23 protein-coding genes are annotated in these 21753 nt (G+C 62.3%); 17 read left to right on the top strand and 6 right to left on the bottom strand.

The features are described from left to right. Positions 1-367 precede the first annotated feature (367 nt). The 3 genes from typA to I0K07_RS03650 all read right to left on the bottom strand — a co-directional run bounded on the left by typA (position 368) and on the right by I0K07_RS03650 (position 3990). Positions 368-2194 carry a translational GTPase TypA gene (gene typA / locus I0K07_RS03660; protein ID WP_203291441.1) on the bottom strand — a complete coding sequence of 609 codons (1827 nt, stop codon included), beginning with the start codon at positions 2192-2194 and terminating at the stop codon, positions 368-370. Between the two features lie 65 nt (positions 2195-2259). Beyond that, positions 2260-3435: a cache domain-containing protein gene (locus tag I0K07_RS03655; protein WP_203291439.1), complete on the bottom strand. Its 1176-nt coding sequence runs from the start codon at positions 3433-3435 to the stop codon at positions 2260-2262. Between the two features lie 69 nt (positions 3436-3504). Continuing rightward, the gene (locus I0K07_RS03650) at positions 3505-3990 is read right to left on the bottom strand and encodes a MarR family winged helix-turn-helix transcriptional regulator (protein ID WP_203291437.1); all 486 of its coding nucleotides are present in this window, start codon (positions 3988-3990) and stop codon (positions 3505-3507) included. Positions 3991-4110: 120 nt separating this feature from the next. Here I0K07_RS03650 and hppD point away from each other — a divergent pair, with 120 nt between their 5' ends. The 15 genes from hppD (at position 4111) to I0K07_RS03575 (ending at position 15219) form a co-directional block, all read left to right on the top strand. Next, positions 4111-5190, top strand: a complete 1080-nt coding sequence (gene hppD, locus I0K07_RS03645) for a 4-hydroxyphenylpyruvate dioxygenase (RefSeq protein ID WP_203291435.1) — start codon at positions 4111-4113, stop codon at positions 5188-5190. Between the two features lie 9 nt (positions 5191-5199). Beyond that, the gene (locus I0K07_RS03640; RefSeq protein WP_203291433.1) at positions 5200-5733 is read left to right on the top strand and encodes a VOC family protein; all 534 of its coding nucleotides are present in this window, start codon (positions 5200-5202) and stop codon (positions 5731-5733) included. A 143-nt stretch (positions 5734-5876) separates the two neighbouring features. Then, positions 5877-6854, top strand: a complete 978-nt coding sequence (locus I0K07_RS03635) for a PhoH family protein (protein WP_203291432.1) — start codon at positions 5877-5879, stop codon at positions 6852-6854. Positions 6855-6956: 102 nt separating this feature from the next. Then, positions 6957-7697 (top strand): hypothetical protein, encoded by a 741-nt coding sequence (locus I0K07_RS03630; RefSeq protein ID WP_203291431.1) that lies wholly within the window; start codon positions 6957-6959, stop codon positions 7695-7697. Next, a complete protein-coding gene (locus I0K07_RS03625; protein ID WP_203291430.1) occupies positions 7694-8434 on the top strand; it encodes a hypothetical protein in 741 nt (246 codons plus the stop codon). The genes I0K07_RS03630 and I0K07_RS03625 overlap by 4 nt, the downstream gene beginning before the upstream one ends. Continuing rightward, on the top strand, positions 8431-9180 hold the full coding sequence (locus tag I0K07_RS03620; RefSeq protein WP_203291429.1) for a DUF6090 family protein: 750 nt from the start codon (positions 8431-8433) through the stop codon (positions 9178-9180). Before I0K07_RS03625 ends, I0K07_RS03620 begins: the two co-directional genes overlap by 4 nt. After that, positions 9177-9944, top strand: a complete 768-nt coding sequence (locus I0K07_RS03615) for a hypothetical protein (protein WP_203291428.1) — start codon at positions 9177-9179, stop codon at positions 9942-9944. Before I0K07_RS03620 ends, I0K07_RS03615 begins: the two co-directional genes overlap by 4 nt. Beyond that, entirely contained in the window at positions 9941-10708 is a 768-nt protein-coding gene (locus I0K07_RS03610; RefSeq protein WP_203291427.1) for a hypothetical protein, read from the top strand. Before I0K07_RS03615 ends, I0K07_RS03610 begins: the two co-directional genes overlap by 4 nt. Then, positions 10705-11451, top strand: a complete 747-nt coding sequence (locus I0K07_RS03605) for a hypothetical protein (protein WP_203291426.1) — start codon at positions 10705-10707, stop codon at positions 11449-11451. Before I0K07_RS03610 ends, I0K07_RS03605 begins: the two co-directional genes overlap by 4 nt. Next, entirely contained in the window at positions 11448-12185 is a 738-nt protein-coding gene (locus I0K07_RS03600) for a hypothetical protein (protein ID WP_203291425.1), read from the top strand. Before I0K07_RS03605 ends, I0K07_RS03600 begins: the two co-directional genes overlap by 4 nt. Continuing rightward, positions 12182-12940 (top strand): hypothetical protein, encoded by a 759-nt coding sequence (locus I0K07_RS03595; protein WP_203291424.1) that lies wholly within the window; start codon positions 12182-12184, stop codon positions 12938-12940. Before I0K07_RS03600 ends, I0K07_RS03595 begins: the two co-directional genes overlap by 4 nt. Further along, a complete protein-coding gene (locus tag I0K07_RS03590; protein ID WP_203291422.1) occupies positions 12937-13656 on the top strand; it encodes a hypothetical protein in 720 nt (239 codons plus the stop codon). Before I0K07_RS03595 ends, I0K07_RS03590 begins: the two co-directional genes overlap by 4 nt. Next, a complete protein-coding gene (locus I0K07_RS03585; protein WP_203291398.1) occupies positions 13653-14129 on the top strand; it encodes a helix-turn-helix transcriptional regulator in 477 nt (158 codons plus the stop codon). Before I0K07_RS03590 ends, I0K07_RS03585 begins: the two co-directional genes overlap by 4 nt. A gap of 86 nt (positions 14130-14215) precedes the next feature. Further along, positions 14216-14746 carry a DUF4199 domain-containing protein gene (locus I0K07_RS03580; protein WP_203291396.1) on the top strand — a complete coding sequence of 177 codons (531 nt, stop codon included), beginning with the start codon at positions 14216-14218 and terminating at the stop codon, positions 14744-14746. Between the two features lie 98 nt (positions 14747-14844). After that, positions 14845-15219 (top strand): BlaI/MecI/CopY family transcriptional regulator, encoded by a 375-nt coding sequence (locus I0K07_RS03575; RefSeq protein WP_203291394.1) that lies wholly within the window; start codon positions 14845-14847, stop codon positions 15217-15219. Here I0K07_RS03575 and I0K07_RS03570 read toward each other — a convergent pair. From I0K07_RS03570 to I0K07_RS03560, 3 genes are all read right to left on the bottom strand, one after another. After that, positions 15216-16154 carry an alpha/beta fold hydrolase gene (locus I0K07_RS03570; RefSeq protein WP_203291392.1) on the bottom strand — a complete coding sequence of 313 codons (939 nt, stop codon included), beginning with the start codon at positions 16152-16154 and terminating at the stop codon, positions 15216-15218. The two genes, I0K07_RS03575 and I0K07_RS03570, sit on opposite strands and share 4 nt — an antisense overlap. Positions 16155-16268: 114 nt before the next feature. Further along, positions 16269-18575 carry a TonB-dependent receptor gene (locus I0K07_RS03565; protein WP_203291390.1) on the bottom strand — a complete coding sequence of 769 codons (2307 nt, stop codon included), beginning with the start codon at positions 18573-18575 and terminating at the stop codon, positions 16269-16271. Continuing rightward, a complete protein-coding gene (locus I0K07_RS03560; RefSeq protein ID WP_203291388.1) occupies positions 18572-19477 on the bottom strand; it encodes an alpha/beta fold hydrolase in 906 nt (301 codons plus the stop codon). The genes I0K07_RS03565 and I0K07_RS03560 overlap by 4 nt, the downstream gene beginning before the upstream one ends. A gap of 155 nt (positions 19478-19632) precedes the next feature. Between I0K07_RS03560 and I0K07_RS03555 the strand changes: the two genes are divergently transcribed. Both I0K07_RS03555 and I0K07_RS03550 read left to right on the top strand, forming a co-directional pair. Then, positions 19633-20169, top strand: a complete 537-nt coding sequence (locus I0K07_RS03555) for a TetR/AcrR family transcriptional regulator (protein WP_238934390.1) — start codon at positions 19633-19635, stop codon at positions 20167-20169. Positions 20170-20188: 19 nt separating this feature from the next. Continuing rightward, positions 20189-21718 (top strand): class I adenylate-forming enzyme family protein, encoded by a 1530-nt coding sequence (locus I0K07_RS03550; protein ID WP_203291383.1) that lies wholly within the window; start codon positions 20189-20191, stop codon positions 21716-21718. The last annotated feature ends 35 nt before the right edge of the window (positions 21719-21753 follow it).

The raw sequence follows: 21753 nt of genomic DNA, 5'->3' as shown, positions 1-21753 counted from the left end.
CCGGCAGGGCGTCCGGCCCGGTCTGACGGCACTAAACGCCCGACCTGAGTACCGGCCGGATTGGAAACGGGGGCGAGAGCGTTCGGGAAATCTCCGCGTGCGGGAGGCCAGTGCCTGTCACACACACTTAGAAAACACGCCGGCACGGCAAGCGCCGGCCTCCCGCACACCTCTCATACCGCCAGGCCGAAACGCCGTGGCGCTGAACGCCGTGAATCATGAATGCATTTTCCCCGGACTTGTTCCGGGGCCAACCGAAGGCGCCGCACCCTCATCCGATGAAAAGATGTAACACCCTGTCGGCCCCGGGACTTCGCCCGGGGAAAATGATGTGTTGGGAGATGGCGATGAAGGCCCAGGCCCCGCCCTATTCCTTGGCGCGGGACGCCTTCTTGCGCTCGTGCTCTTTCAGCCAGATCTTGCGGATGCGGATCGACTGGGGGGTCACTTCGACGAGCTCGTCATCGTCGATGAATTCCAGCGCGTATTCCAGGGTCAGCTTGATCGGCGGGGTCAGCACGATGTTCTCGTCCGTGCCGGAGGCCCGCATATTGGTCAGCTTCTTGCCCTTGGTCGGGTTGGCGATCATGTCTTCTTCGCGCGAGTTCACGCCGATGATCATGCCCTCATAGACCTCGACACCATGGCCGATGAAGAGCTTGCCGCGTTCCTGCAGATTGAACAGGGCAAAGCCCAGCGCCTTGCCATCGATCATGGAGATGATCGCGCCATTATGGCGCTGACCGATCTCGCCGGTCGTGCGCGGACCATAATGGTCAAAAGTGTGGAACATCAGGCCGGTGCCCGAGGTCAGGGTCAGGAATTCGGAGCGGAAACCGATCAGGCCGCGGGTCGGGATGACATAATCGATCCGCACCCGGCCATGCCCGTCCGGCACCATGTTCTTCATCTCGGCCTTGCGCAGGCCGAGCTTTTCCATGACGCCACCCTGGTGTTCCTCTTCCAGGTCGACGGTCAGGCTCTCGAACGGTTCCAGGACCTCTCCATTTTCCTCTTTCAGGACCACGCGCGGACGGCCGACAGCCAGTTCGAAGCCTTCGCGGCGCATGTTCTCGATCAGGATGGAGAGGTGGAGTTCGCCGCGTCCGGAGACGGTGAACTTGTCCGCATCATCCTGCTGCTCCACGCGCAGGGCGACATTGTGGATTAGCTCGCGTTCGAGACGGTCCTTGATATTGCGCGAGGTCACGAACTTGCCTTCGCGGCCGGCAAAGGGGCTGTCATTGACCTGGAAGGTCATGGACAGGGTCGGCTCGTCCACGGAAAGCGGCGGCAGGGCCTCGACATGATCCGGATCACAGACCGTGTCGGAAATCTTGAGGTCCTCGATCCCGGTGAAGGTGATGATGTCCCCGGCCATCGCGCTGTCGCGCTCAACCTTTTCCAGGCCGTGGAAGCCGAAGATCTGCAGGATCTTGCCCTTCACCTTGCGGCCATCGGCCTTGGCGACGGTGACGGCCTGGTTCTTCTTCACCTTGCCCCGGGCCACACGGCCAATGCCGATCACGCCGGTGAAGGAGGAATAATCCAGCGCCGAGACCTGCAGCTGCAGCGGACCATCGCGATCCACGTCCGGTTCCGGCGTGTGTTTCGTGATCATCTCGAAAAGCGGGTTCATGTCGGTGCCGATCTCGCCCGCCTCATTGGCAGCCCAGCCCTGCAGGGCGGAGGCGTAGACGACCGGGAAGTCGAGCTGTTCCTCATTGGCGCCGAGTCGATCAAACAGGTCGAAGGTCTGGTCCACCACCCAGTCCGGACGGGCGGAGGGACGGTCGGCCTTGTTGATCACCACGATCGGCTTCAGCCCGCGCGCCAGCGCCTTCTTGGTCACAAAAGAGGTCTGCGGCATCGGGCCGTCGACGGCATCGACCAGGAGGAGCACCCCGTCGACCATGGAGAGGACGCGTTCCACTTCGCCGCCGAAATCGGCGTGGCCGGGCGTGTCGACGATATTGATCGCCCAGTCATTCCAGGTCACCGCCGTATTCTTGGCGAGAATGGTGATGCCGCGCTCTTTCTCCAGATCATTGGAGTCCATCATGCGCTCGGAGACATTGGCGCGCTCGCCGAGCGTACCGGATTGCTGCAGCAGCTGGTCAACCAGCGTGGTCTTGCCGTGGTCGACGTGGGCCACAATGGCGATATTGCGCAGCTTATCGAGGGACGCGCTCATGGGCATGATTTCCTGTGGTGAAAGGGCGCGCCCTCATACGCTGCATGGGGCGGCGTGGCCAGTGCTTATTCCGTGCCGGCCTTGCGGCGCGCTTCCAGGAAGCGGCTGAGGGGTGTCCAGCGGCGAACCGCCCCCCGGACCGAGGCCCCGATCAGCGATACGATGAAGGCGATGATGAAGAGTTTGAAGGCCTGGTGCTGGGCCTTCATCTCCAGATCTTCAAGCGGAACAACGGAAACGAAATACCAGTCGGGGCCGGCAATCCGATTGAAGGCGATCAAATGCATGCGATCGGCCGCCTCCACAATGCCACGTGGACGCGGATCGTCCTGCAGCAAGCCCATGATCTCGTCCGGGCTGACATGCGAATGATCATTCGGAATCGTGGTGGTTCCGCGGGCAATCACCGCGCCATCTCGGTCGAACATCATGTTGAGGCCGCCATTGGGCGGATTTTCCAGCGTGCCGGACAAATAGTCCGTCATCATGATCGAGGTCCCGAAGGCACCCAGAAGGGTCTCCCCCTCCCGCATCGGCATGCGGCAGGCCGTCGCCGAGCGTTCGCCGCTGTCATTGTAGACAAAGCGCGAAAGCCGCGTGCACTGCATGTCACTATTGGGATTGGTCACCAGCGAGAAGAGACGCGGATCCTCATCAGCCTGGAGCTGGAAGTCGGCCGGGGCTTCGCGCCGGTAGAACATCAGCCGGTCTTCACGCTGCGGCGCGAACATCAGGACGCGGCGGTCCGGCGTGAAATAATAGAGGCTGGAGAAAGTTCCCAGATGCGCCTCACCGACAGCCCGGACGGTGTGGAAAGCGGCCAGATAGCGGCGCTGGTCTTCGACCGTCATCGTTTCGCTGTCGGCCAGAAAGGCGCCGACGCCAAACACATAATCCCCGCTGGCCAGCAATGTGCCATCAAACAGGGCGTCGACGCTGCGGCGGGTCCCGTCGCCGAACTCCGGGAAGAAGCGGTTGAATTCTGCCTCGGCCTGTTCCGGACTGATCTGCTCCAGGCGGCGCAAGAAGGATTGTTCGGCGGCCTCGATATAGGTGCGCGCCTCGTCGAACAAATTCTGTTCGCGGTCGGCCCGGACACGAATATAGGATTGCAGGGTCTCGGCGCGCGCTGTGCGCAGCGCAGAATCCATGACGGCATAGGAAACACACGCGACCACGGTGGCAACAAGCCCCGCAATCACGACATGCCATGCCGCGACCATCCAATTGTGCATCTTCACTGCGCACCCTCCAGTGTCCTGTATACACAATGGTTTGCCGAAGGCGCGTGATATTTGATGAATGCTGTCCTAGCTCTGCAGTTCGCTGTCGGGCAGGGCATCAGCGAGCTGTTTGAGACGGGCGCAGAATAAGGCCTGCTCGGCCGGGCTGAGATGCGCATTGGCCTCCCGCGGCACCGCTTCCACGGCCGGCTTGAGACCCGAATAGAGCGCGGCCCCGGCTTCGGTCAGGAAGAGATGACTGACCCGGCCATCCACCTGTGAGGCCTCGCGGACCAGATAACCGCCCGAAAGAAGGGCCTTGGTCGCCCGGCTGACAATGCCCTTGTCCATCGGCGTCATCGACACCACATCCACAGCCGTCCGGCCCGGGCTTTCGGCAATCGCCGCCAGCACCCGCCATTGCGACAGGTTGAGCCCGGCTTCCCGCTTCACGATGGCGGCGGTCCTGCGGGATATACGGTCCGCCAGAACGGTGACCTGATAGGGCCAGTATTCATCGAGACGAATGGCGTCGGGCGGCGTCGGAGCCGTGATGGATTTCGGTTCGGTCATTTCGCCATAATAGTTGCAATCACAACTTGACGCAATAGCAACCAATATGATAGCGAAGCGTCAAAATCGGGTCCGTGCCTCCGCACGCGGAGGGCACCCCTTCAATCCAGGAGACGAGACATGGCAGATCTGTTCGAAAATCCGATGGGCCTCTGCGGCTTTGAGTTCGTGGAATTTGCAGCACCGGAGCGCGGTGTGATCGAGCCGGTCTTCCAGACGATGGGCTTTACCCATATTGCCAATCACCGCTCCAAAGACATCGAGCTGTGGCGCCAGGGCGATATCAACTTCCTGATCAATTACGAGCCGGGCACGCCGGCCGCCTTCTTCGCCGCCGAGCACGGCCCGTCCGCCTCCGGCATGGGTTTCCGCGTGAAGAATGCGAAACAGGCCTATTCCCTGGCGCTGGAAAAAGGCGCCCAGCCGGTCGAAACCGAAACCGGCGTTTCCGAACTGCGCCTGCCGGCCATCAAGGGTATCGGTGGCGCCACGGTTTATCTGATCGACCGGTTCGAAGATGGTCAGTCCATCTATGACATCGATTTTGAATATCTGGACGGTGTCGAGCGCCATCCCGAAGGCTGCGGCTTCAAGGTGATCGATCACCTGACGCACAATGTCTACAAGGGCCGCATGGACTATTGGGCCAAGTATTACGAGGACCTCTTCAACTTCCGCGAAATCCGCTATTTCGACATCAAGGGCGAATATACCGGCCTGCTGTCGCGCGCGATGACCGCACCGGACGGGCTGATCCGCATCCCGCTGAACGAAGAGAAGTCCGACGGCGTTGGCCAGATCGAGGAATATCTGCGCGAGTACAAGGGCGAAGGCATCCAGCACATCGCCTTCTCCTGCGACAATCTCGTGGAATGCTGGGACCGCCTGAAGGCCTGCGGCGTGAAATTCATGACCGCCCCGCCGGAAACCTATTACGAGATGCTGGACGAGCGCCTGCCGGGCCATGGCGAGCCGGTCGCGGAATTCCAGAAACGCGGCATCCTGCTGGACGGCACCACCGAAGGCGGCCAGCCGCGTCTCCTGCTGCAGATCTTCGGCGAGAAGGCGATCGGCCCGATCTTCTTCGAATTCATCCAGCGCAAGGAAGACGAGGGCTTCGGCGAGGGCAATTTCAAGGCCCTGTTCGAGAGCATCGAACGCGACCAGATCAATCGCGGCGTCATCCAGGCAGCGGAATAAGAGGTCACCATGTCGGTCAATCTCAAGCGCATCCACCACGTCGCCTACCGGTGCAAGGACGCCAAGGAGACGGTCGATTTCTACAAGCGCGTGATGAATATGGATCTGGTCCTGGCCATCGCGGAAAACGAAGTGCCGTCGACCAAGGAACCGGACCCGTACATGCACATCTTCCTCGATGCGGGGATGGGCAATGTGCTGGCCTTTTTCGAACTGCCGAACTCGCCGGAAATGGGTCGTGACCCGCAAACCCCGGCCTGGGTGCAGCACATCGCCTTCGAGGTGGAAGACCTCGACGCGCTGGAAAAGGCCAAGGCCCATATCGAAGCCGAAGGCCTCGACGTGCTCGGCCCGGTCAATCACGGCATTTTCAAATCCATCTATTTCTTCGACCCGAATGGTCACCGTCTCGAACTGGCGGCCAATACGGGAACCCCGGATCAGATGAAGCAGCTCAATGAAGTTGCGTCTCTGATGATCGAAGAGTGGAGCCAGACCAAGCGCGCCCCCAAGCACGCCGCCTGGCTGCACGAACAGGACTGACGCATTCCCCCAACCGGCCTCAGTCCCTGAACGCCCCGGCACCTCCCTGCCGGGGCGTTTTTCTTGTCCGCCAGCCCGGGAGTTAACCCTAAATTGGAACCGTCCGGTCTAGTCAGAGCGGGTCCGGACCGAGGTGACACCCCATGCAAGCCAGCCACCCCAGCGAAACCACCGCCGCCTTCAGCACCCGTCTTGAGCTGGCGCCGGATTTTGCCGCCCATCTTCGCGCAATCGAACCGGGCCTGGTGGAAGCGCTCCAACCGCTTCTGGCCCCCTATGCGGCCCGCTTCTCCACCGGTGATACCGGCGTGGACTTCAGCGGCGACGAACCGGCCGTGATCATCCTCCAGCACCTGGTGGAAAAAGCGGCTGAACACTGGACCGGCCATTCGGAACCGGAAGCCCCCTGGGCCCATCATCTCCTGCAGAGTGTCATCACCGATGCCCTGCAGCGGGACCTGGCCTTCCGTCTGCCGGGCCTGAAAATGCCGGTACGCTCCAAAACCCTGATCCAGCACGCCTACATGCAGTCCATGCTGGATCGGGACACGCCGATCACGATCGGCATCGGCTCCACCGGAACCGGCAAGACCCATCTCGCCCTGGCAGCCGGGCTCAACCTGATCGAAGCCGGCAATTGCCGCCGCCTGATCATCACAAGCCCGCACATCAAAGCTTCGCGCAATAGCGACGACCCGGCCGATTTCCATTCCGAACGCCAGCATGCCGCCATCGAGGACGAGCTGAATGATCTGGTCGGCCCCGAGGAGGTGCGCCGCCTGAGAAACGAGAAATGGCTGCAGGTCATGCCGCTGGAACACATGCGCGGCCGCACCTTCCGCAATGCCTTCATCCTGGTCGATGAGGCCCAGGATTTGACCCCGGTCCAGACCCGGATGGTGGTGACCCGCCTCGGCCAGAACGCCCGCATCGTCCTCACCGGAGACCCCAATCACGTCTCTGCAGACACACCTGGCCCGTCCGGCCTGGAGCATCTGATCTCCCTTCTGGATGATCGGCCGATCGCCCGCGTCTTTCGCTTCACCGCCCGACAGGTCGTCCGCAACCCGGTCGTTGCGGAACTGGAAGAGCTGTATGAGCACTCCAGCAAGGCTGACTGACGCCTTCGCCTGAACACTGGACAAAACCGGTCCGCATCCCCCTTCCACCACTTGCCGTTTTATTGAAGAGTGTCACTCAACCGGCTGGGGAGGCGGTATTTGATGATTCTGGCCCGTATCACCAAGGCCTTGCGCGAGCAGAACTGGCTCGCCGTCGCGATCGAGTTTGTCATCGTCATTCTCGGTGTCGTCATCGGTTTCCAGATCACCGAATGGCGTGCCGGACAGGCCGATCGCGAGAGCGAGCGCACCTATCTGGCCCGCCTTCACCAGGACATGGTGCAATCGACCTGTGCGCTTCAGCTGGACGCCCATGTCACGAATGACTGGCATCGCCGCGCACGGCAGACGTTGGACGCGTTCTTGACCGATAATCCCGAGGCCGTCGAAGAGGGCGGATTCGAGCTGATCGCCTCGACCCGGATCCGGACCAGCTCGCTCAGCCGCGCCACCCTGAATGAACTGGTCAATGGCGGGCAGATGAATCTGATCGCTGACAGCCAGTTGCGGGCACAGATCGCCGAGGCCGACGCCTATTTCGCGTCGATGGAAGAATTGATCCAGGTCCTCGTCAGCGCCCAGGACAGCTTTCTGCGTGACGTTCAGAACCGGCTGGAGCCCGTGCCGGGCGAGGTCTACGCCGTCACTTATGACTTCCAAACCCTCGCCGATGACCAGGAATTCCTGAATGCGCTGGGCCATGCCCTGCGTGTCACGCATGTCAATCGTGTCTGGCTGAACAATATGGCCGAAGCCGCGGATGAGCTGCGCGGAGTCCTGGCCGAGGCGATCAGTGAAGAGACCGGCGCACTCGAGTGCGACCTGCCGGAGAGCCTGCTGTGATCCTGTCCCGCCTTTCCCGCGCCGTGCGCCAACAGAACTGGTTCGCCGTTGCGCTTGAATTCGTCATCGTGGTTGCGGGTGTCCTGCTCGCCTTCCAGTTCTCGCTGATGAGCCAGCAACAGGCCGAGCGTGCGCGTGTCGTCGCGCAGATCGAACTGGTCGAGGCGGAGATGCGCATAAATTTGGAGCGCATCCGCACCAATCTGGAAACGCTTGAGACAAGTAACGCCAATCTCAGGGAGCTGCGCGTCCAACTCGCCGAGTTTAACGAAGAGACAGACACAACCCGACTGGACGGGCTGGCTCTCTACGCCTTCAGCCATCCTGAACTCGACGTCGAGTCCTTCGCAATTGAGCGGCTTGAGGGCATGGACGGGCGCCAGCTGATCAGCGGCACCGAGCTGGAATCCGCCCTCGTCGAATGGCGGCGTTTCATTCGGGTCTTGAGAGACACGGAGATCAATATCGAAGCCATGATCGAGCAGACCAATACCGGCAGCAAATTCGAGCACCTGTCGATTGAGGCGATAGTCCGGGCCTTTCCGGAGATCGGGTTGGTCGAGCCTGTCCCAGTACGCTTCGAAACCGACTGGCGCGCGCTGTCGCAGGACCCGGAATTCGCGGACCATCTAGCCTTGTTCGCGCTCAACCTCGAGTTTCTCTGGCTGACAAATCAGTGGCTGGAAACCGCAACGCAGGAGCTGCTTGAGGCCATAGACGAGAGGGGCGCCGAATGATCCTGCCCCGTATCCGCAAGGCCCTAAAGGACCAGAACTGGCTCGCCGTCAGCCTGGAGTTCATCATCGTCATTGCCGGTGTTGTGATCGGTTTCCAGGTGACCCAATGGGCTGAAAACCGTGCCGAGTCCGAGCGGCGCGAGATCGCGTTGGCACGCCTCCACCGCGAAATGGAAGCCACGGTTGGCCTGCTCGACCGGATGACAGAACTCTATGAAGTCCAGAACGCCGCACGCACCGAAGCCATCGAGCGTTTGCTCGCACGCGATTTCGAGGGGATGGACGAGGAGCGGATGATCGATGCCATTACAAGCGTCTCACTCTTTCCGGCCTATGCGCCCCAGCAAGGCGTCTACACCGAGATTATCAGTTCCGGCATGTTGTCCAGCCTGGGCGATGAGGCCTTCCGCGATACGCTTGGCGCCTATCAGTCCCAGGCGCTCTTCCTGCAGGGTCAGATCGATTATCTGCGCAACGGTGCCATCGGCGAGGGAAGAATATCCTCCTTCAGCGCGGTTCGGATGCAGTATGCGCCCGGCACACCGCGCGAGCGCCGCCACGTGATCGACTGGCAGCAAGCCGCCGAGGATGACGCCTTCATCGAACGCCTCCTCTATGGAAACAACAGCATGCGCGCGATGGGCGGCTGGTGGCAGGAAACACTTCTAGCGGCCCGCGCCGTGTGCGCCGAGACGAGCCGCCTGACCGGCACGCCCTGCAACCCACCGGAACGGACATTCGAATGATCCTGTCCCGTATCACCCTGGCCCTGCGCGAGCAGAACTGGCTCGCTGTCGCGATCGAATTCGTCATCGTCATCCTGGGCGTCGTGATCGGCTTCCAGATCAGCAGCTGGAACCAGGTCCAGGCAGACCGGCGGGGCGAAACCGAGCTCCTGCACAGGCTGCACAATGATCTTCTGGTCCTGGCAGAGGGCAGGGATCAACTCAGTCCCGCCTATGGGGGGCTGCTGGAACGTGTCCTGATTGCGCGTCGCGCCTTGCTGAGCGAAACACCCTCGGCCGGACTGGAGCCTGAGATCTGCGCAGCCCTGGCCGCCTCACATGATTTCGACCAGCCGCCGGATTCCCTGCCCACGATCGAGGAGCTCATCGCGACCGGGCGCATGGACCTGATCCGCGATGACGGCGTGCGGGAGCAGGCCCTCTCCACCCTGCAATTGCGCGATTTTGCCCGCAGCGTCCGCCAGAACCTGTTCGAGGCCCAGGTCTCGCTGATGAGCGCCCACCCGGAGCATTTCGAACTTTCACTCGAGACCCGGCCGGATGGGCGGGAGAGCGTAAGGATCGAGTGCAATCTGGACAGTATGCGCGCCGACCCGGCCTTCCTCGCCGACATCGTCCTGAACACACGCGGCCTGACGGATTTCGTGTCCTTCCCGCTCGGCTTCGTGGATATGCATCTGGACCGGCTGCATGCCGAAGTCGATGAAGCCCTGGGTCTGGAGACCGGCCACCCGCACCGGGGCGAAACGGAGGCCACCGAATGATCCTGTCCCGCATTGCCAAAGCCCTGAAGGACCAGAACTGGCTCGCCGTCGGCATAGAGTTTGTGATCGTCATCCTGGGCGTCGTGATCGGTTTTCAGGTCACGGTCTGGAATTCCGGGCGTGTCGCCGAGGAAAGGGAATTCGCCATCCTGGACCGCCTGCGCGACGAGCTGGCCGTGGACCAGGCCGAGCGCCAGCAAAGCCGAAACAACGCCTTTCGGCTGGCCTCGCTGCGCGAAACCGTCGGCATTGTTTTCAGCGACGCCGAGGTCGAACTGACCGCGCGGCAATGCAACGCGATTCAAACGGCAAGCTATTATTCCGACGCCTCGGCGTCTTCCGCCCTGCCGGCCCTGCAGGAATTGCTGAACGATGCGCAGGGCCTCAATCTCATTTCCGACGAAACCCTGCGTCTCGCCATCGCAGAGTACGTCCATTTCCGTGAAGGTGTGCCGCGCTTGGTCGACTGGCATGTGCGCGGATCGGTCAATTTGCCGACCGCCTTTCCGGAGCTGTTGCCCCAAACAGCGCACATCGATGAGGAGGACGGCAACATCTATCCGACCAGCGAATGCGATCTGGCCGCCATGCGCAGCAATCGCGCTTTCCTCAACGCGTTCTCGGAGAATGCCTGGCGGTATGAATTGTATTTCCGCTATGTGGTGCAAGCTCATGACACGCGCGTTGACGCCCTGATTGGCGAGATTTCCCACGTATTGGGCGACACGCCGGAGGCTGACGCCGCAGAGGAGGCCGCCGAATGATCCTCGCCCGTCTCAGCAAGGCCATCCGCGAGCAGAACTGGTTCGCCGTCGGTATCGAATTCATCATCGTCATTCTCGGTGTCGTGATCGGCTTTCAGGTGACGTCCTGGAATGAGGAGCGCACGGAACGCGAGACCGAGCAGATCTATCTGTCGCGCCTCTACAGGGACATGCAATTGTCCGTCTGCCGCATTCAGCGGGAGCGCGACAATGTTGCCGAATGGAATGGCCGGGCACAGACAACCCTCAACGCGCTGCTTTCGCGCGACCCGGATGCCGTGACGGACAGCGGGTTCGAACTGGTTGCTTCCACCCGCGTCCAGACCGGCTCACCGTTCCGGGCAACCCTGAACGAGCTGATCAATGGTGGCCGCGCCAATATCATCACCAATGAGACCTTGCGGGCCCAGATTGCCGAAACGGATGCCGAGCTGACATCCTATGATGAATATATCCAGATACTTGTGAACGCTCAGGGAACTTTCCTGAACGAGGTGCATTCGCGCCTGCGCCCTTCGCCCGGTTCAGTCTATCGCATCACCTATGATTTCGAGGCCCTGGCCGATGATGATGTCTTCCTCAATTCGCTTGGCCACGCCCTGCGCATCACCGACGCCAACAAGGCTTGGCTGGGCGACATGGCCGATGTCGCCGACAATCTGCGGGTCGCCGTCGGGACAGAGCTGGGACTGGACGTGCCCGACGAGCTGGATTGCGACACCCTCGATGGAGACGCGGAATGATCCTCTCCCGCATCCGCAAGGCGCTGACCGACCAGAACTGGCTGTCGGTCGGGATCGAGTTTGTGATCGTGGTCGCCGGCGTCATGCTGGCCTTCCAGGTCACGGCCTGGAATGAGCGGCGGCAGGATGATGCCCGGGTGGGCCAGGCGCTGGCCCAACTCCAGCTCGAGAGCGAGCAGACCATCCAGGCCCTGCGCGGGCGGATCGAAGCGGACGCGGAACGACAGGCCGAGCGGACCCTGATGGTCCGGGTCGCCACGACCGGCGAGCTGGCCGAGGAAGACCGGGACAGCTTCGATCGCGCTATCGCCCAACTCATGTATTTCTCCCTGCCACCGATCCGCCAGAATACGTATGCGGCGCTGGAACAGGCTGGTGATCTGGCCCTGATCTCCGATCCCGGCCTTATCATCGAGCTCACACGCTATCAGGGCCGGGTAGGCTGGATCGAAAGCCAGCATGACAGCTTCCGCAGAGGGTTGACCGAGTTCACGGACCGTCTGAGCCGTTTCATCGTGCACCTGCCCACCGAGGATCCGCGTGTTACACGGGTCGAGGTCGACCTGGAGCGGCTCCGTTCCGACCCGTCCCTGGTCAGCGCCCTCGTCCAGATCGCCCGCATGCAGGCCATTTTTGCCCATTATGTCGTCCAGCTGGAGGCCCACACGGTCGAGCTCTGCCATCGCCTGTCCGAGGAAACCGGGCGTGCCTGTGACACGGGAGATACCGAATGATCCTCTCCCGCATCCGCAAGGCGCTGGCTGACCAGAACTGGCTCGCCGTCGGCATCGAATTCGTGATCGTCATTCTGGGTGTCGTCATCGGTTTCCAGATCAGCCAGGCCGGGCAAGCGCGCGCTGAACGGGCCCACGCCTATGACGCCCTGGCCCGCATCGACCTGGAAATCCGCAACATCATGGGGGCTCGCAGCCTGTCGCGGCCCAATGTCTATGCGCGGGAACAAGCCCTGATCGAGGCCCGCCCCATCATCACGGGCGATGTCGCCGCGGAGGCTTTGACATCTGCGCAATGCAACGCCTTGGCCCAATCCGGCGATCTCAACATGGCGCCGGACGAAATTCCGACTCTCGGCGAGATCATCGACACCGGCGCCCTGGCCGCCATCGAGAATGAGGATGTCCGCGCTTCCATGATGCGGCTTGTGGCCCGCCGCCAGTCTGTCCGGGAGTGGACCCGCCAGGAGGTTGCCCGGGCCGATGACCTGGCCATGAGATTTCCGACCCTGATCTGGCACGAACTGATAGCAGATCCGGATGATGATGATGGCTGGGACCGGCGAGCGGTCTGCGATCTCGACGCCATGCGCGCCTCCCCGGAATTCCGGGCCAGCATGATGCGCAATTACGGGGCGGTCCGGACCCAACGCAGCTTCGTCTATGACTTCATCGACGAGTCCCTCAACAATCTCCATGACGCGATCGATGCCGAGCTTGGCCTGTCGCATGAAGAGATGGAGACCGCACCATGATCCTCTCCCGCCTGTCCCACGCCATTCGCGAACAGAACTGGTTTGCCGTAGCGCTGGAATTCCTGATCGTGCTGGCCGGTGTGGTCATCGGCTTTCAGGTGTCCGCCTGGAATGAAGCCCGACAGGACCGGGAACGCGAAGCCCTGATCGTGCAGCGCCTGCAAGCAGACTTCACGGACATCACCCAGCAAACGGCCCTGACGATTGACCAACTGGAAGCCCGGATCATAGCGGGCGACACCTTTGCCCGCCTCCTGCAGGAGGCACCGGAGGGCAGCGATACCGAGGCCTTCTTCACGAGCCTGAGCCAAGCGGTCGGCACACCGGTGCCCCTGGGGCGGTCCGCCACCTATGCCGAGCTGCTGGCGTCCGGCGAGATGCGGCTGATCCGGTCGGAAAGTCTGCGCACTGCTCTGGTGGAATTCGATGAACAGGTGCGCCGACAGGAGCTGGCCTATGCGTCCCTGGCCCGCCTGATCACCGACAATGCCGGCATTCTGGTACAGGCCCAGTCCTTTTCCCTTGAGGATACCGCAGCCCTGCCACCCCATCTGGAAGCCGCCATCGCGGAAATCCGCCGCTCGCCCGACACGTTTACTGCGGCCCGTCTGACGCAAAGGGTCAACCAGGTGAATCTGTACTGGCATCGCGGCACTTTGGAGCGGGCACAGGCAGTCCTGGATATCCTTCCGGCCCTGTCCGACCCGGAACCATGACCCGTTCAGGCTGGATCACGATCACCGGCTTTGCCCTGGTTCTGGCCGTCAGTGTTTTCCTGCTGGAATGGCTGGAATACCGGCTCTGGAGCCGCCGGATGGGCGTGGAGGTCTTTGCCGGACTGCTGGCGGTCGGATTTGCCGGATTGGGCATCTGGCTCGGCTTCCATTTGACCCGGCGCGCACCGGCCACACCTTTCATCCGGAATGAGGCGGCCCTGTCGTCCCTGGGCATCACCCCACGTGAATTGACGGTTCTGGAGGCCCTGGTCAGCGGCGGATCCAACAAGACAATCGCGGAAAGTCTGGGTGTTTCCGCCAACACGGTGAAGACCCACACAGCCCGCCTCTACAACAAGCTGGGCGTGTCAGGCCGGATCGAAGCCATCGAGCAGGCCCGCCTGCTCCGCCTGATTCCGGCCTCCGGCTCGTTCGAAAAGACCCGTCCGCCTGATCGCGGCGAACATCTGTGATTTCACGAAAATCACCCGACCGGGTGACGACAGACCTGCACCCGGACACCCCTCTGTGAGCCGTCTCAAAACGAAAGGCACACACCATGACCCGTATCATCCTGATTTTCGGCAGCCTGTCCGGACTGATCGTATCCGCCCTCATGGTCCTGGGCTTCACCCTGCTCAGCGGTGAGCATGGCGGCGCGTCAGAGGCCTTTGGCTATCTGACCATGTTGCTGGCCCTGGCGTTCATCTTCCTGGCGATCAAACGGCATCGCGACATCAATCTGGGCGGCGCGATCAAATTCTGGCCGGCGCTGGCGCTCGGCCTTTGCGTCGCAGCCTTGGCGGGCGTGTTCTACACGATCACCTGGGAGGCCTATTTCAACCTGTCCGGCGGAGCCTTCATGGAGGCCTACATGGCCGGTCAGATCGAGGCCCAGCGCGCCGCCGGCGCCAGCGATGCTGACATCGCCGCCTTCCAGGCCTCGATGCAGGGCTTTGCCGACCTCTATGCCAATTGGTGGTTCCGCATGCCCATGACCTTTGCCGAGATTTTCCCGGTCGGCGTCCTGGTCAGCCTCGTTTCAGCGATCCTGTTGAGAAACCCGCGCCTCCTGCCCCGGACAGCCTGACCCGGTGGGCCCGTTCCGGTCGGCGCGGCAATTGCAAACGAGACGTTAACAACAGGACGTCTGTTGCAAAACGAGGCGATCGGGACAAGGCTGGAAAGATGGCAGAGAAATCGGCACATCAATCACTCACCGAAGACGAGAACCACGCCATGCGCATCCTGTGGGATCGCGGCGGTGCGTCTGTGGGTGAGCTGGCCATGGCCACCCAGCGCCCGGCCGGTGAGCTGCTGAACCTGCTGCGCGGCCTGCGCAACAAGGGCGCCGTCTCGCGGCACCAGACCGGCCGCGATGTCATCTACCGGCCGCGCCTGAACCGGGAAACGGCCCGCACCCATGCGCTGGGCCGTCTTCTGTCCGGCGATCAGCCGGCCGGATCGAATGGTCTCGGCGTGGTCGTACTGCGAGAAAGCGATATCGACCCGAAGGACTGGGCAGACCTTCAGGCCGAGATTGCCGAACGCCGCAAGGGCTAGTTCTCCGACAGGAAGCTACGGACATCGGCCAGCGTTCGCGCCGGGTCCTCTTCCTGTGCGACATGCCCGAGATCCGGATAGAGAATGACCTGGGCATCCGGCATGGCCGCCTCGAATTGCGCGGCATGATCCACCGGAACCATGGCATCGCGCTCACCCCAAAGGATCAGTGTCGGCGCTGTCACCCGGGCAAGATCCGCCTCGGGATCCGGCAGGGTGAAGACTTCCAGCCGCTCCACCATCGCCTCACCGACACCGTCGCGGCGCATCAGGGCGTGCACGCGGGTCGGCACAGAAGGGTCCATCCGCGTGGAGTCGCCATAAAGGGCACCGGTGGCTGCTGCCACCATGGCTTCCGGTGCCTGGGTGAGAAAAAAGCTCACGCCAATGGGGACCGGTACCGGGTCTTCGGTGACCCCATTGATCGAGAAGCCGCCCGGCGAAACCAGAACAAGGCCCTGCACCCGGTCCGCATGGTCGACAGCATAGCGCCAGGCCACCAGACCGCCGAGCGAATTGCCGGCCAGATAGGCCTGGTCAATCTCCAGCGCATCCATCAGACCGGCCAGGAAATCCACCGTCTGCGGCACAGAATATCGCGCCTGCGGATCCGGTCCGGTGAGACCGTGACCGGGCAGGTCCATGCGGATCACGCGATAATCCGCTGACAGGTCCGCCGCCCAGCCATCCCAGCTTTCCAGGGAGTGGGAAAAACCGTGCACCAGCACGATGGCCGGTGCGTCGTCCGGACCCTCGATCCGGACCCGGGCCGTGACCCCGTCCACATCGACCAGCTGGTCGGCCGCGTCCCACCAATAAGGGGACTCAATCGCCGCCACAGGTTCCGCATCAGGACCAGCCCGGCCCAACAGCAACCAGGCCGCCCCCGCCGCAACAATCAGGACAATGGCCAGGAGCCAAACAAAGCGTGACATTTTCCGTTCCCCGAACTGGAGGTGTTCATGAAAAGACCGGCACTTCGGGTGAAGCGCCGGTCCAGTTTAGCCGCTTCGGGCGCGCCGGGGAGGTGCCGGCGCGCCCAAGGCTGATCAGTAGCGGAAGGCTGCCGTGGCCGTGACGGTGCGCGGATTGCCGTAATAGGCGATCAGCGTACCTTCCAGACCCAGTTCCGGTGCCAGCGTCGCATTATTGACGAAGTCATAGCCGGAGACCTTGTACTCTTTGTCCGTCAGGTTGCGGCCGTGCAGGCCGAATTCCCAACGATCATCCGAGCTGGTCCAGACCACGGAGGCGTTCCACAGCGTGTAGGCCGGCTGGTCGAGCAGCGGGAAGGGGAATTCGAACTGGCTGGAGTCGCCACGGTGGCTGAGCGTGTTGAGCACGGCCAGGTCACCATCACCCATTGGGCGGGTATAGGTCGCCGTCAGCGAGGCGGTGACGTCCGGCGTGTTCTGGATCACGACATCGCTGGAAACGTCGACACCGAAGGCATTGACGAACTGGTCGTACTGACCGTCCAGCAGACCCAGGGCCCAGGTGAAGGACAGGTTGTCATCCTCGTGGAAGATGCCGTCGACCGCATCCAGATAGCCTTCATACTCGATACCGCGAATGGTGGCGGCACCGGCATTGGTCGTGACGCCCGTGAAGGTGTCGTTGACGCCGTCATTATTGGTGTCCACGCCCACGGAACCCGGCACCTGGATGTCGGTATAGTCCATGTTGAAGAAGGCCAGGGCATGACGGTAGCGACCGCTCTGGAAGCGCCAGCCGATTTCGATGCTGTCGACCGACTCCGGATCAAAGGCCATGAAGTTGAAGATGTCATCGGCATCCACAGCACCGGAACCGTTCAGGTCCGGAGCCGCCGAGGTCTGGCCGCGCGGGTCGAAACCGCCGCCTTTGAAGCCCTGGCTGAACGTCGCATAGATATTGTGCTGATCGTTCGGCTGCCAGGCCAGCGTCACCGTCGGGGAGAAATCATCCCAGGAGTTCGTGCCGTTGAAGTCCGACGTCGTCGCGATCGGGATACCGGCGCCACCGAAGAATTCGGAGAAGCCGCCGATATAGGTGCGGCGCAGGACCTGCGAGGTGCGTTCGTCCTCGGTGTAGCGGCCACCCAATGTGACGCTCCACTGATCGGTCAGGTCATAGGTGAAGTTGGCAAAGACGGACCAGGTCTTGGTGTCGACATCGCCAAAGGTCTGGGCGTTCAGGCCCGGCAGACCGATCAGCGTACCGGTGTTTTCCAGCAGCACGTCGAAGACGGTCGAAGCATTGGCGTCGAGGTAGAAATACCCCATCACACCGCTGAGACGATCACCCGTGTAGAGCAGCTGGAATTCCTCGGAGAACTGCTCGTTCTCATAGATGGCCGGAACATCCAGGTCGCCGGACGGCAGGTTGTCGAAGTCGATCGGCGTGACAGAGGTGTCATTGCGATCGGACAGGATGTTGCGAACCGTCCAGTTCTCGTTGATCTGCCATTCGGCCGTCAGGGACAGGCCTTCGGATTCAACTTCCTGCTCGACCACATTCAGGCCGGAGCGGGTGTCGAACACGCTGTCCAGAACCGGAGCGCCGGAGAAGGCACCCGGGGTCAGGCGGTGACCACCACGCGGCGTGGAGTCGTCCTGGACATTGTCATAGGACAGACGGAAGAACAGGCTGTCGGTCGGCTCCCACTCGGCCGAGAGGCGCAGGCCCAGAACGTCCTTGTTGGCATTCTCTTCGCCCGTGGTCAGGTTTTGGCCGAAACCGTCACGCTGGATGTTGGCGACAGCACCACCAACGCGGAACGTGTCGGTGAGCGGCATGGAGCCGGACACGATCTGGTCGAACTGGCCATAGGTGCCGAAGTTGACGCGGGCATTGAAGGTCGGCTGATCCGGGTCCAGACGGCGGGTGACGTATTTCACGGCACCACCGATCGTGTTGCGGCCATAGAGCGTACCCTGCGGGCCGCGCAGGACTTCGATCCGGTCGACATCATAGATGTCCAGAACGGCCGCCTGCGGACGGTTCAGATAGATGTCGTCGACATAGATGCCGACACCGGCTTCGAAACCGGCAACCGGGTCCTGCTGGCCGACGCCACGGATGAAGGCGGACAGGGTGGAGTTGGTGCCGCGCGACACTTCCAGCGTCACGTTCGGCGTGGTTTCGGCAATCGCGGTGATGTCGATCGCGCCCATGTCTTCCAGGGTATCCCCGGAAATGGCGGTCACGGACATCGGCACGTCCTGGATGGTCTCTTCGCGACGGCGGGCCGTGACGGTGATGACATCATTGGTCTGGCCGGCGCCCTCGTCCTGGGCCAGGGCCGGAGCAGCGACAAAGGCCGTGCTGGCGACCGTGCTCAGAAGGAGCGCGGCTTTGGTCATGTTGCGGATCATGGTGAGATACTCCCCTCGATTTTTCGTTGGTACTCGGCTCCGGCAAGAATGCGGGAGGCGAACTGGTCGACCGCATGCGCAAATTCTTCAGCTTGCTCGAGATGCGGCGTGTGCCCGGAATGGGCAAACTCTAGGCGGTCTGCCTGAGGCAGGGTGTCGACGAGATACCGGCTCGTCTCCGGTCCGTAGGCGGCGCTTTCAGCACCGTGCGCAACCAGAATGGGCAGGCTCATATCACCCAGGGCCGGTCGCATGTCCTGGGAGGTCATCGAACTCCACAGAACAGCCATCGCCTCGCCGTCCCGGCGCGACAATTCTTCAGCGGTCTCTCGGACCAGTCCGGCATCCGTGCTGCCGGACGCGAACAGGCGCGGCGCAAACCCGGCGGCATAGGCCGGCCAGTTGGCGCGCATCAGATCCGTCGCCCGGGCACTGCCCGACGCATTCAACCCGCTGGCCATGCCGAGCGACCAGTCCGTGTCGTTCAGCACGCGCGGCGTCATGTCTTCGACAACCAGGCCGGACAGGCGCGCAACACCGCTCTGGCGGATCATTGCCCAGGCAATCATCGCCCCCATCGACCAGCCGATCAGGACGACATGGTCCAGCTCCAGCTTGTCCATGAGCTCGGCGAGATCAGCGGCCAGCGTATCAATATCCAGCGGCAGGCTGCCGGCCGGCGTATCCCCGTGGGCCCGCAGGTCCGGCACAATCACCCGGTAGCGGTCCCCGAGGCGATCTGCCAGATCGGCAAAGAAACTGCGGCTCGCCGCCCAGCCATGAACGGCCAGGATGACGGGCCCGGATCCGGTGTCGGAAAAAACCATGGGGGTTCCGTCACGCAGGACGACCTGTCCCGCGCTGTCACGCTTCAATGCTCGGTCCTGACGGACGTGCAGCACGTGATCTCTCCCCTGTCGGCCGTTTGCTTTCGACCTTTGTGTGGCATATTGCTTTGAGGGCAATCTTGTGAAAACTGAATCATATGTCAACTTTTGAAACACACGCGGCGTCGAAAAAACCAAAGACCGCGCGGGGGGAAAGGACACGGAAGAAGTTGCTGGAGGCCGCCGAGGGCGCTTTCGGCGAGAACGGATTCCACACCACTTCCATCGGCGACATTACCCGGCGCGCCTCTGTCGCCCTGGGGACTTTCTACGTCTATTTCGACTCCAAAGACGAAATATTCCGGGCGCTTGTGGCTCATATGGGTGAAATGACCCGAAGCTGGATCGCCGACCGGGTGAAGACGGCGACCGACCGTCTGGACGCGGAATATCTGGGCTTGCTGGCCTATATCGAATTCGCCCGCGCCCACCCCAATCTCTATCGCATCATCGAGGAGTCCCAGTTCGTCGCACCGGACGCCTACCGCCTCCATTATGACAGTTTCGCCGCGCGTTATGAGCGCAATCTGTCGGATGCCACAGCCCGCGGCGAAATCAGCGATGGCGATCAATCGACCCGGGCCTGGGCCCTGATCGGAATGAGCGTCTTCCTCGGCCTGCGCTATGGAATCTGGGACCAGGAACGCAGCGCGGAAGAGGTCGCCCGCGCCGCGGCAGACCTGATCGCCCATGGCCTGAACCAATAGGACGGGACTGAGTGAGGCGATGGATATCATCACCGACATCACAGCCCGCCGGGCAGAGCTAACGCCGGACAAGGTCGCATTTCGCGATGTCCTGACCGGCGACAAGACGACCTATGCGCAGCTGGACCTGCGCGGCGCCCGGACAGCCGGCTATCTCGCCGGCCGGGGTGTCCGACCGGGCGACCGGGTGGGCGTGTTCTGCCGCAACCGGGTGGAGTTTTTCGAGCTTCTCTTCGGATGCGCCAAACTCGGCGCCATCCTGGTCCCGTTCAACTGGCGCATGACCGCCCGCGAACTGCGGGATCTGGTGGATGATTGCGCGCCCACGCTGTGCCTGGCAGGGGGCGAAGAGTTCGCTTTGGCGAGCCAGGCCCTGTCGGATACCGGGATCGAACTGGTCGACCTGGAACAGGACTTCCCGGCGGGCCGTGATGCCGCACAGCCTCATGCCGGGCGCCAAGCCTGGCCAGGCGATGAGACTTGGTACCTGATCTACACATCCGGCACGACGGGCCGGCCCAAGGGTGTGATCCAGACCTACCGCATGGCGCTGGTGAATTACGTCAACATCGCCCAGGCCACCGGCCTGACCGGAGCGGACTCCACCCTCAACTTCCTGCCCCTCTTTCATACCGCAGGCATCAATCTGCACACGCTTCCGGTGCTGATCGCCGGCGGGCAGGTTCACATCATGCCGGGTTTCGATGCAGGTCGCATGCTGGACCTGATCAACCAGGATCAGATCGACATCCTTTTGGGTGTGCCTTCGGTTTTCCGCGAATTGATCGAGCATCCGGACTTCGCGGCGGCGGAGCTGACCCGCGTGCGCCACTGGGCCAGCGGCGGTGCGCCCCTGCCCAACGCGATCGTCGAAACCTTTGCCGAGCGGGGGGCGATCCTGTGTAACGGGTTCGGCATGACAGAGACCGGCCCCACGGCCTTCCTGGCTGACCCCGCACACGCGCTCTCGCATATCGGATCGGTCGGGCAGACACAGATTCTGTCACAGGCCCGCATTGCGGCACCAGATGGCACAATCCTGCCAACGGGCGAGATTGGCGAGGTCCAGTTCTTCGGGCCCGGCCTGACACCGGGCTATTGGCAACGCCCGACTGAAACCGCCGAACTCTTCACCGATGACGGCTGGCTTCGAAGCGGGGATTTGGGCCGTATCGATGCGGACGGGCACGGTTATGTCGTGGGCCGGATCAAGGAGATGTATATTTCCGGCGGCGAAAATGTGTACCCGGCGGAAATCGAGGATGTGCTGGCCCAGCACCCGGCACTGGCGGATATCGCCATCGCCGGAGTCGACGACCACAAATGGGGTGAAGTCGGCTGTGCCTACTATGTCAGCCATGACGGGCAGGAGATTCCCACCGACCAGCTGGAGCGCTGGTGCCGGGACCGCTTGGCCGCCTACAAGGTGCCCCGTCATTTCATCCGGTGTGACAGCCTGCCCCGCACCGCGGCGGGCAAGATCCAGAAGCATCTGCTTCCTGTTCCCCAAATCCGCACCGAGTCCGGCTACGTTCCGACGCCTGACTAGCCGCGTCCCGCACCGGCCCCAGACAACAGGTTCGC

Source organism: Maricaulis parjimensis (assembly GCF_016817355.1).
GTDB classification, from domain to species: Bacteria; Pseudomonadota; Alphaproteobacteria; order Caulobacterales; family Maricaulaceae; genus Maricaulis; species Maricaulis parjimensis.
Note: the sequence above shows the minus strand (reverse complement) of the source record. Positions and strands in the feature narration are given on the sequence as shown.

Coding starts and splice junctions, on each gene's coding strand:
- typA (WP_203291441.1), bottom strand. CDS start 2,194: ATGAGCGCGTCCCTCGATAAGCTGCGCAATATCGCCATTGTGGCCCAC.
- I0K07_RS03635 (WP_203291432.1), top strand. CDS start 5,877: ATGCAAGCCAGCCACCCCAGCGAAACCACCGCCGCCTTCAGCACCCGT.
- I0K07_RS03595 (WP_203291424.1), top strand. CDS start 12,182: ATGATCCTCTCCCGCATCCGCAAGGCGCTGGCTGACCAGAACTGGCTC.
- I0K07_RS03630 (WP_203291431.1), top strand. CDS start 6,957: ATGATTCTGGCCCGTATCACCAAGGCCTTGCGCGAGCAGAACTGGCTC.
- I0K07_RS03605 (WP_203291426.1), top strand. CDS start 10,705: ATGATCCTCGCCCGTCTCAGCAAGGCCATCCGCGAGCAGAACTGGTTC.
- I0K07_RS03590 (WP_203291422.1), top strand. CDS start 12,937: ATGATCCTCTCCCGCCTGTCCCACGCCATTCGCGAACAGAACTGGTTT.
- I0K07_RS03615 (WP_203291428.1), top strand. CDS start 9,177: ATGATCCTGTCCCGTATCACCCTGGCCCTGCGCGAGCAGAACTGGCTC.
- I0K07_RS03620 (WP_203291429.1), top strand. CDS start 8,431: ATGATCCTGCCCCGTATCCGCAAGGCCCTAAAGGACCAGAACTGGCTC.
- I0K07_RS03565 (WP_203291390.1), bottom strand. CDS start 18,575: ATGATCCGCAACATGACCAAAGCCGCGCTCCTTCTGAGCACGGTCGCC.
- I0K07_RS03650 (WP_203291437.1), bottom strand. CDS start 3,990: ATGACCGAACCGAAATCCATCACGGCTCCGACGCCGCCCGACGCCATT.
- hppD (WP_203291435.1), top strand. CDS start 4,111: ATGGCAGATCTGTTCGAAAATCCGATGGGCCTCTGCGGCTTTGAGTTC.
- I0K07_RS03570 (WP_203291392.1), bottom strand. CDS start 16,154: ATGTCACGCTTTGTTTGGCTCCTGGCCATTGTCCTGATTGTTGCGGCG.
- I0K07_RS03580 (WP_203291396.1), top strand. CDS start 14,216: ATGACCCGTATCATCCTGATTTTCGGCAGCCTGTCCGGACTGATCGTA.
- I0K07_RS03600 (WP_203291425.1), top strand. CDS start 11,448: ATGATCCTCTCCCGCATCCGCAAGGCGCTGACCGACCAGAACTGGCTG.
- I0K07_RS03585 (WP_203291398.1), top strand. CDS start 13,653: ATGACCCGTTCAGGCTGGATCACGATCACCGGCTTTGCCCTGGTTCTG.
- I0K07_RS03610 (WP_203291427.1), top strand. CDS start 9,941: ATGATCCTGTCCCGCATTGCCAAAGCCCTGAAGGACCAGAACTGGCTC.
- I0K07_RS03550 (WP_203291383.1), top strand. CDS start 20,189: ATGGATATCATCACCGACATCACAGCCCGCCGGGCAGAGCTAACGCCG.
- I0K07_RS03575 (WP_203291394.1), top strand. CDS start 14,845: ATGGCAGAGAAATCGGCACATCAATCACTCACCGAAGACGAGAACCAC.
- I0K07_RS03640 (WP_203291433.1), top strand. CDS start 5,200: ATGTCGGTCAATCTCAAGCGCATCCACCACGTCGCCTACCGGTGCAAG.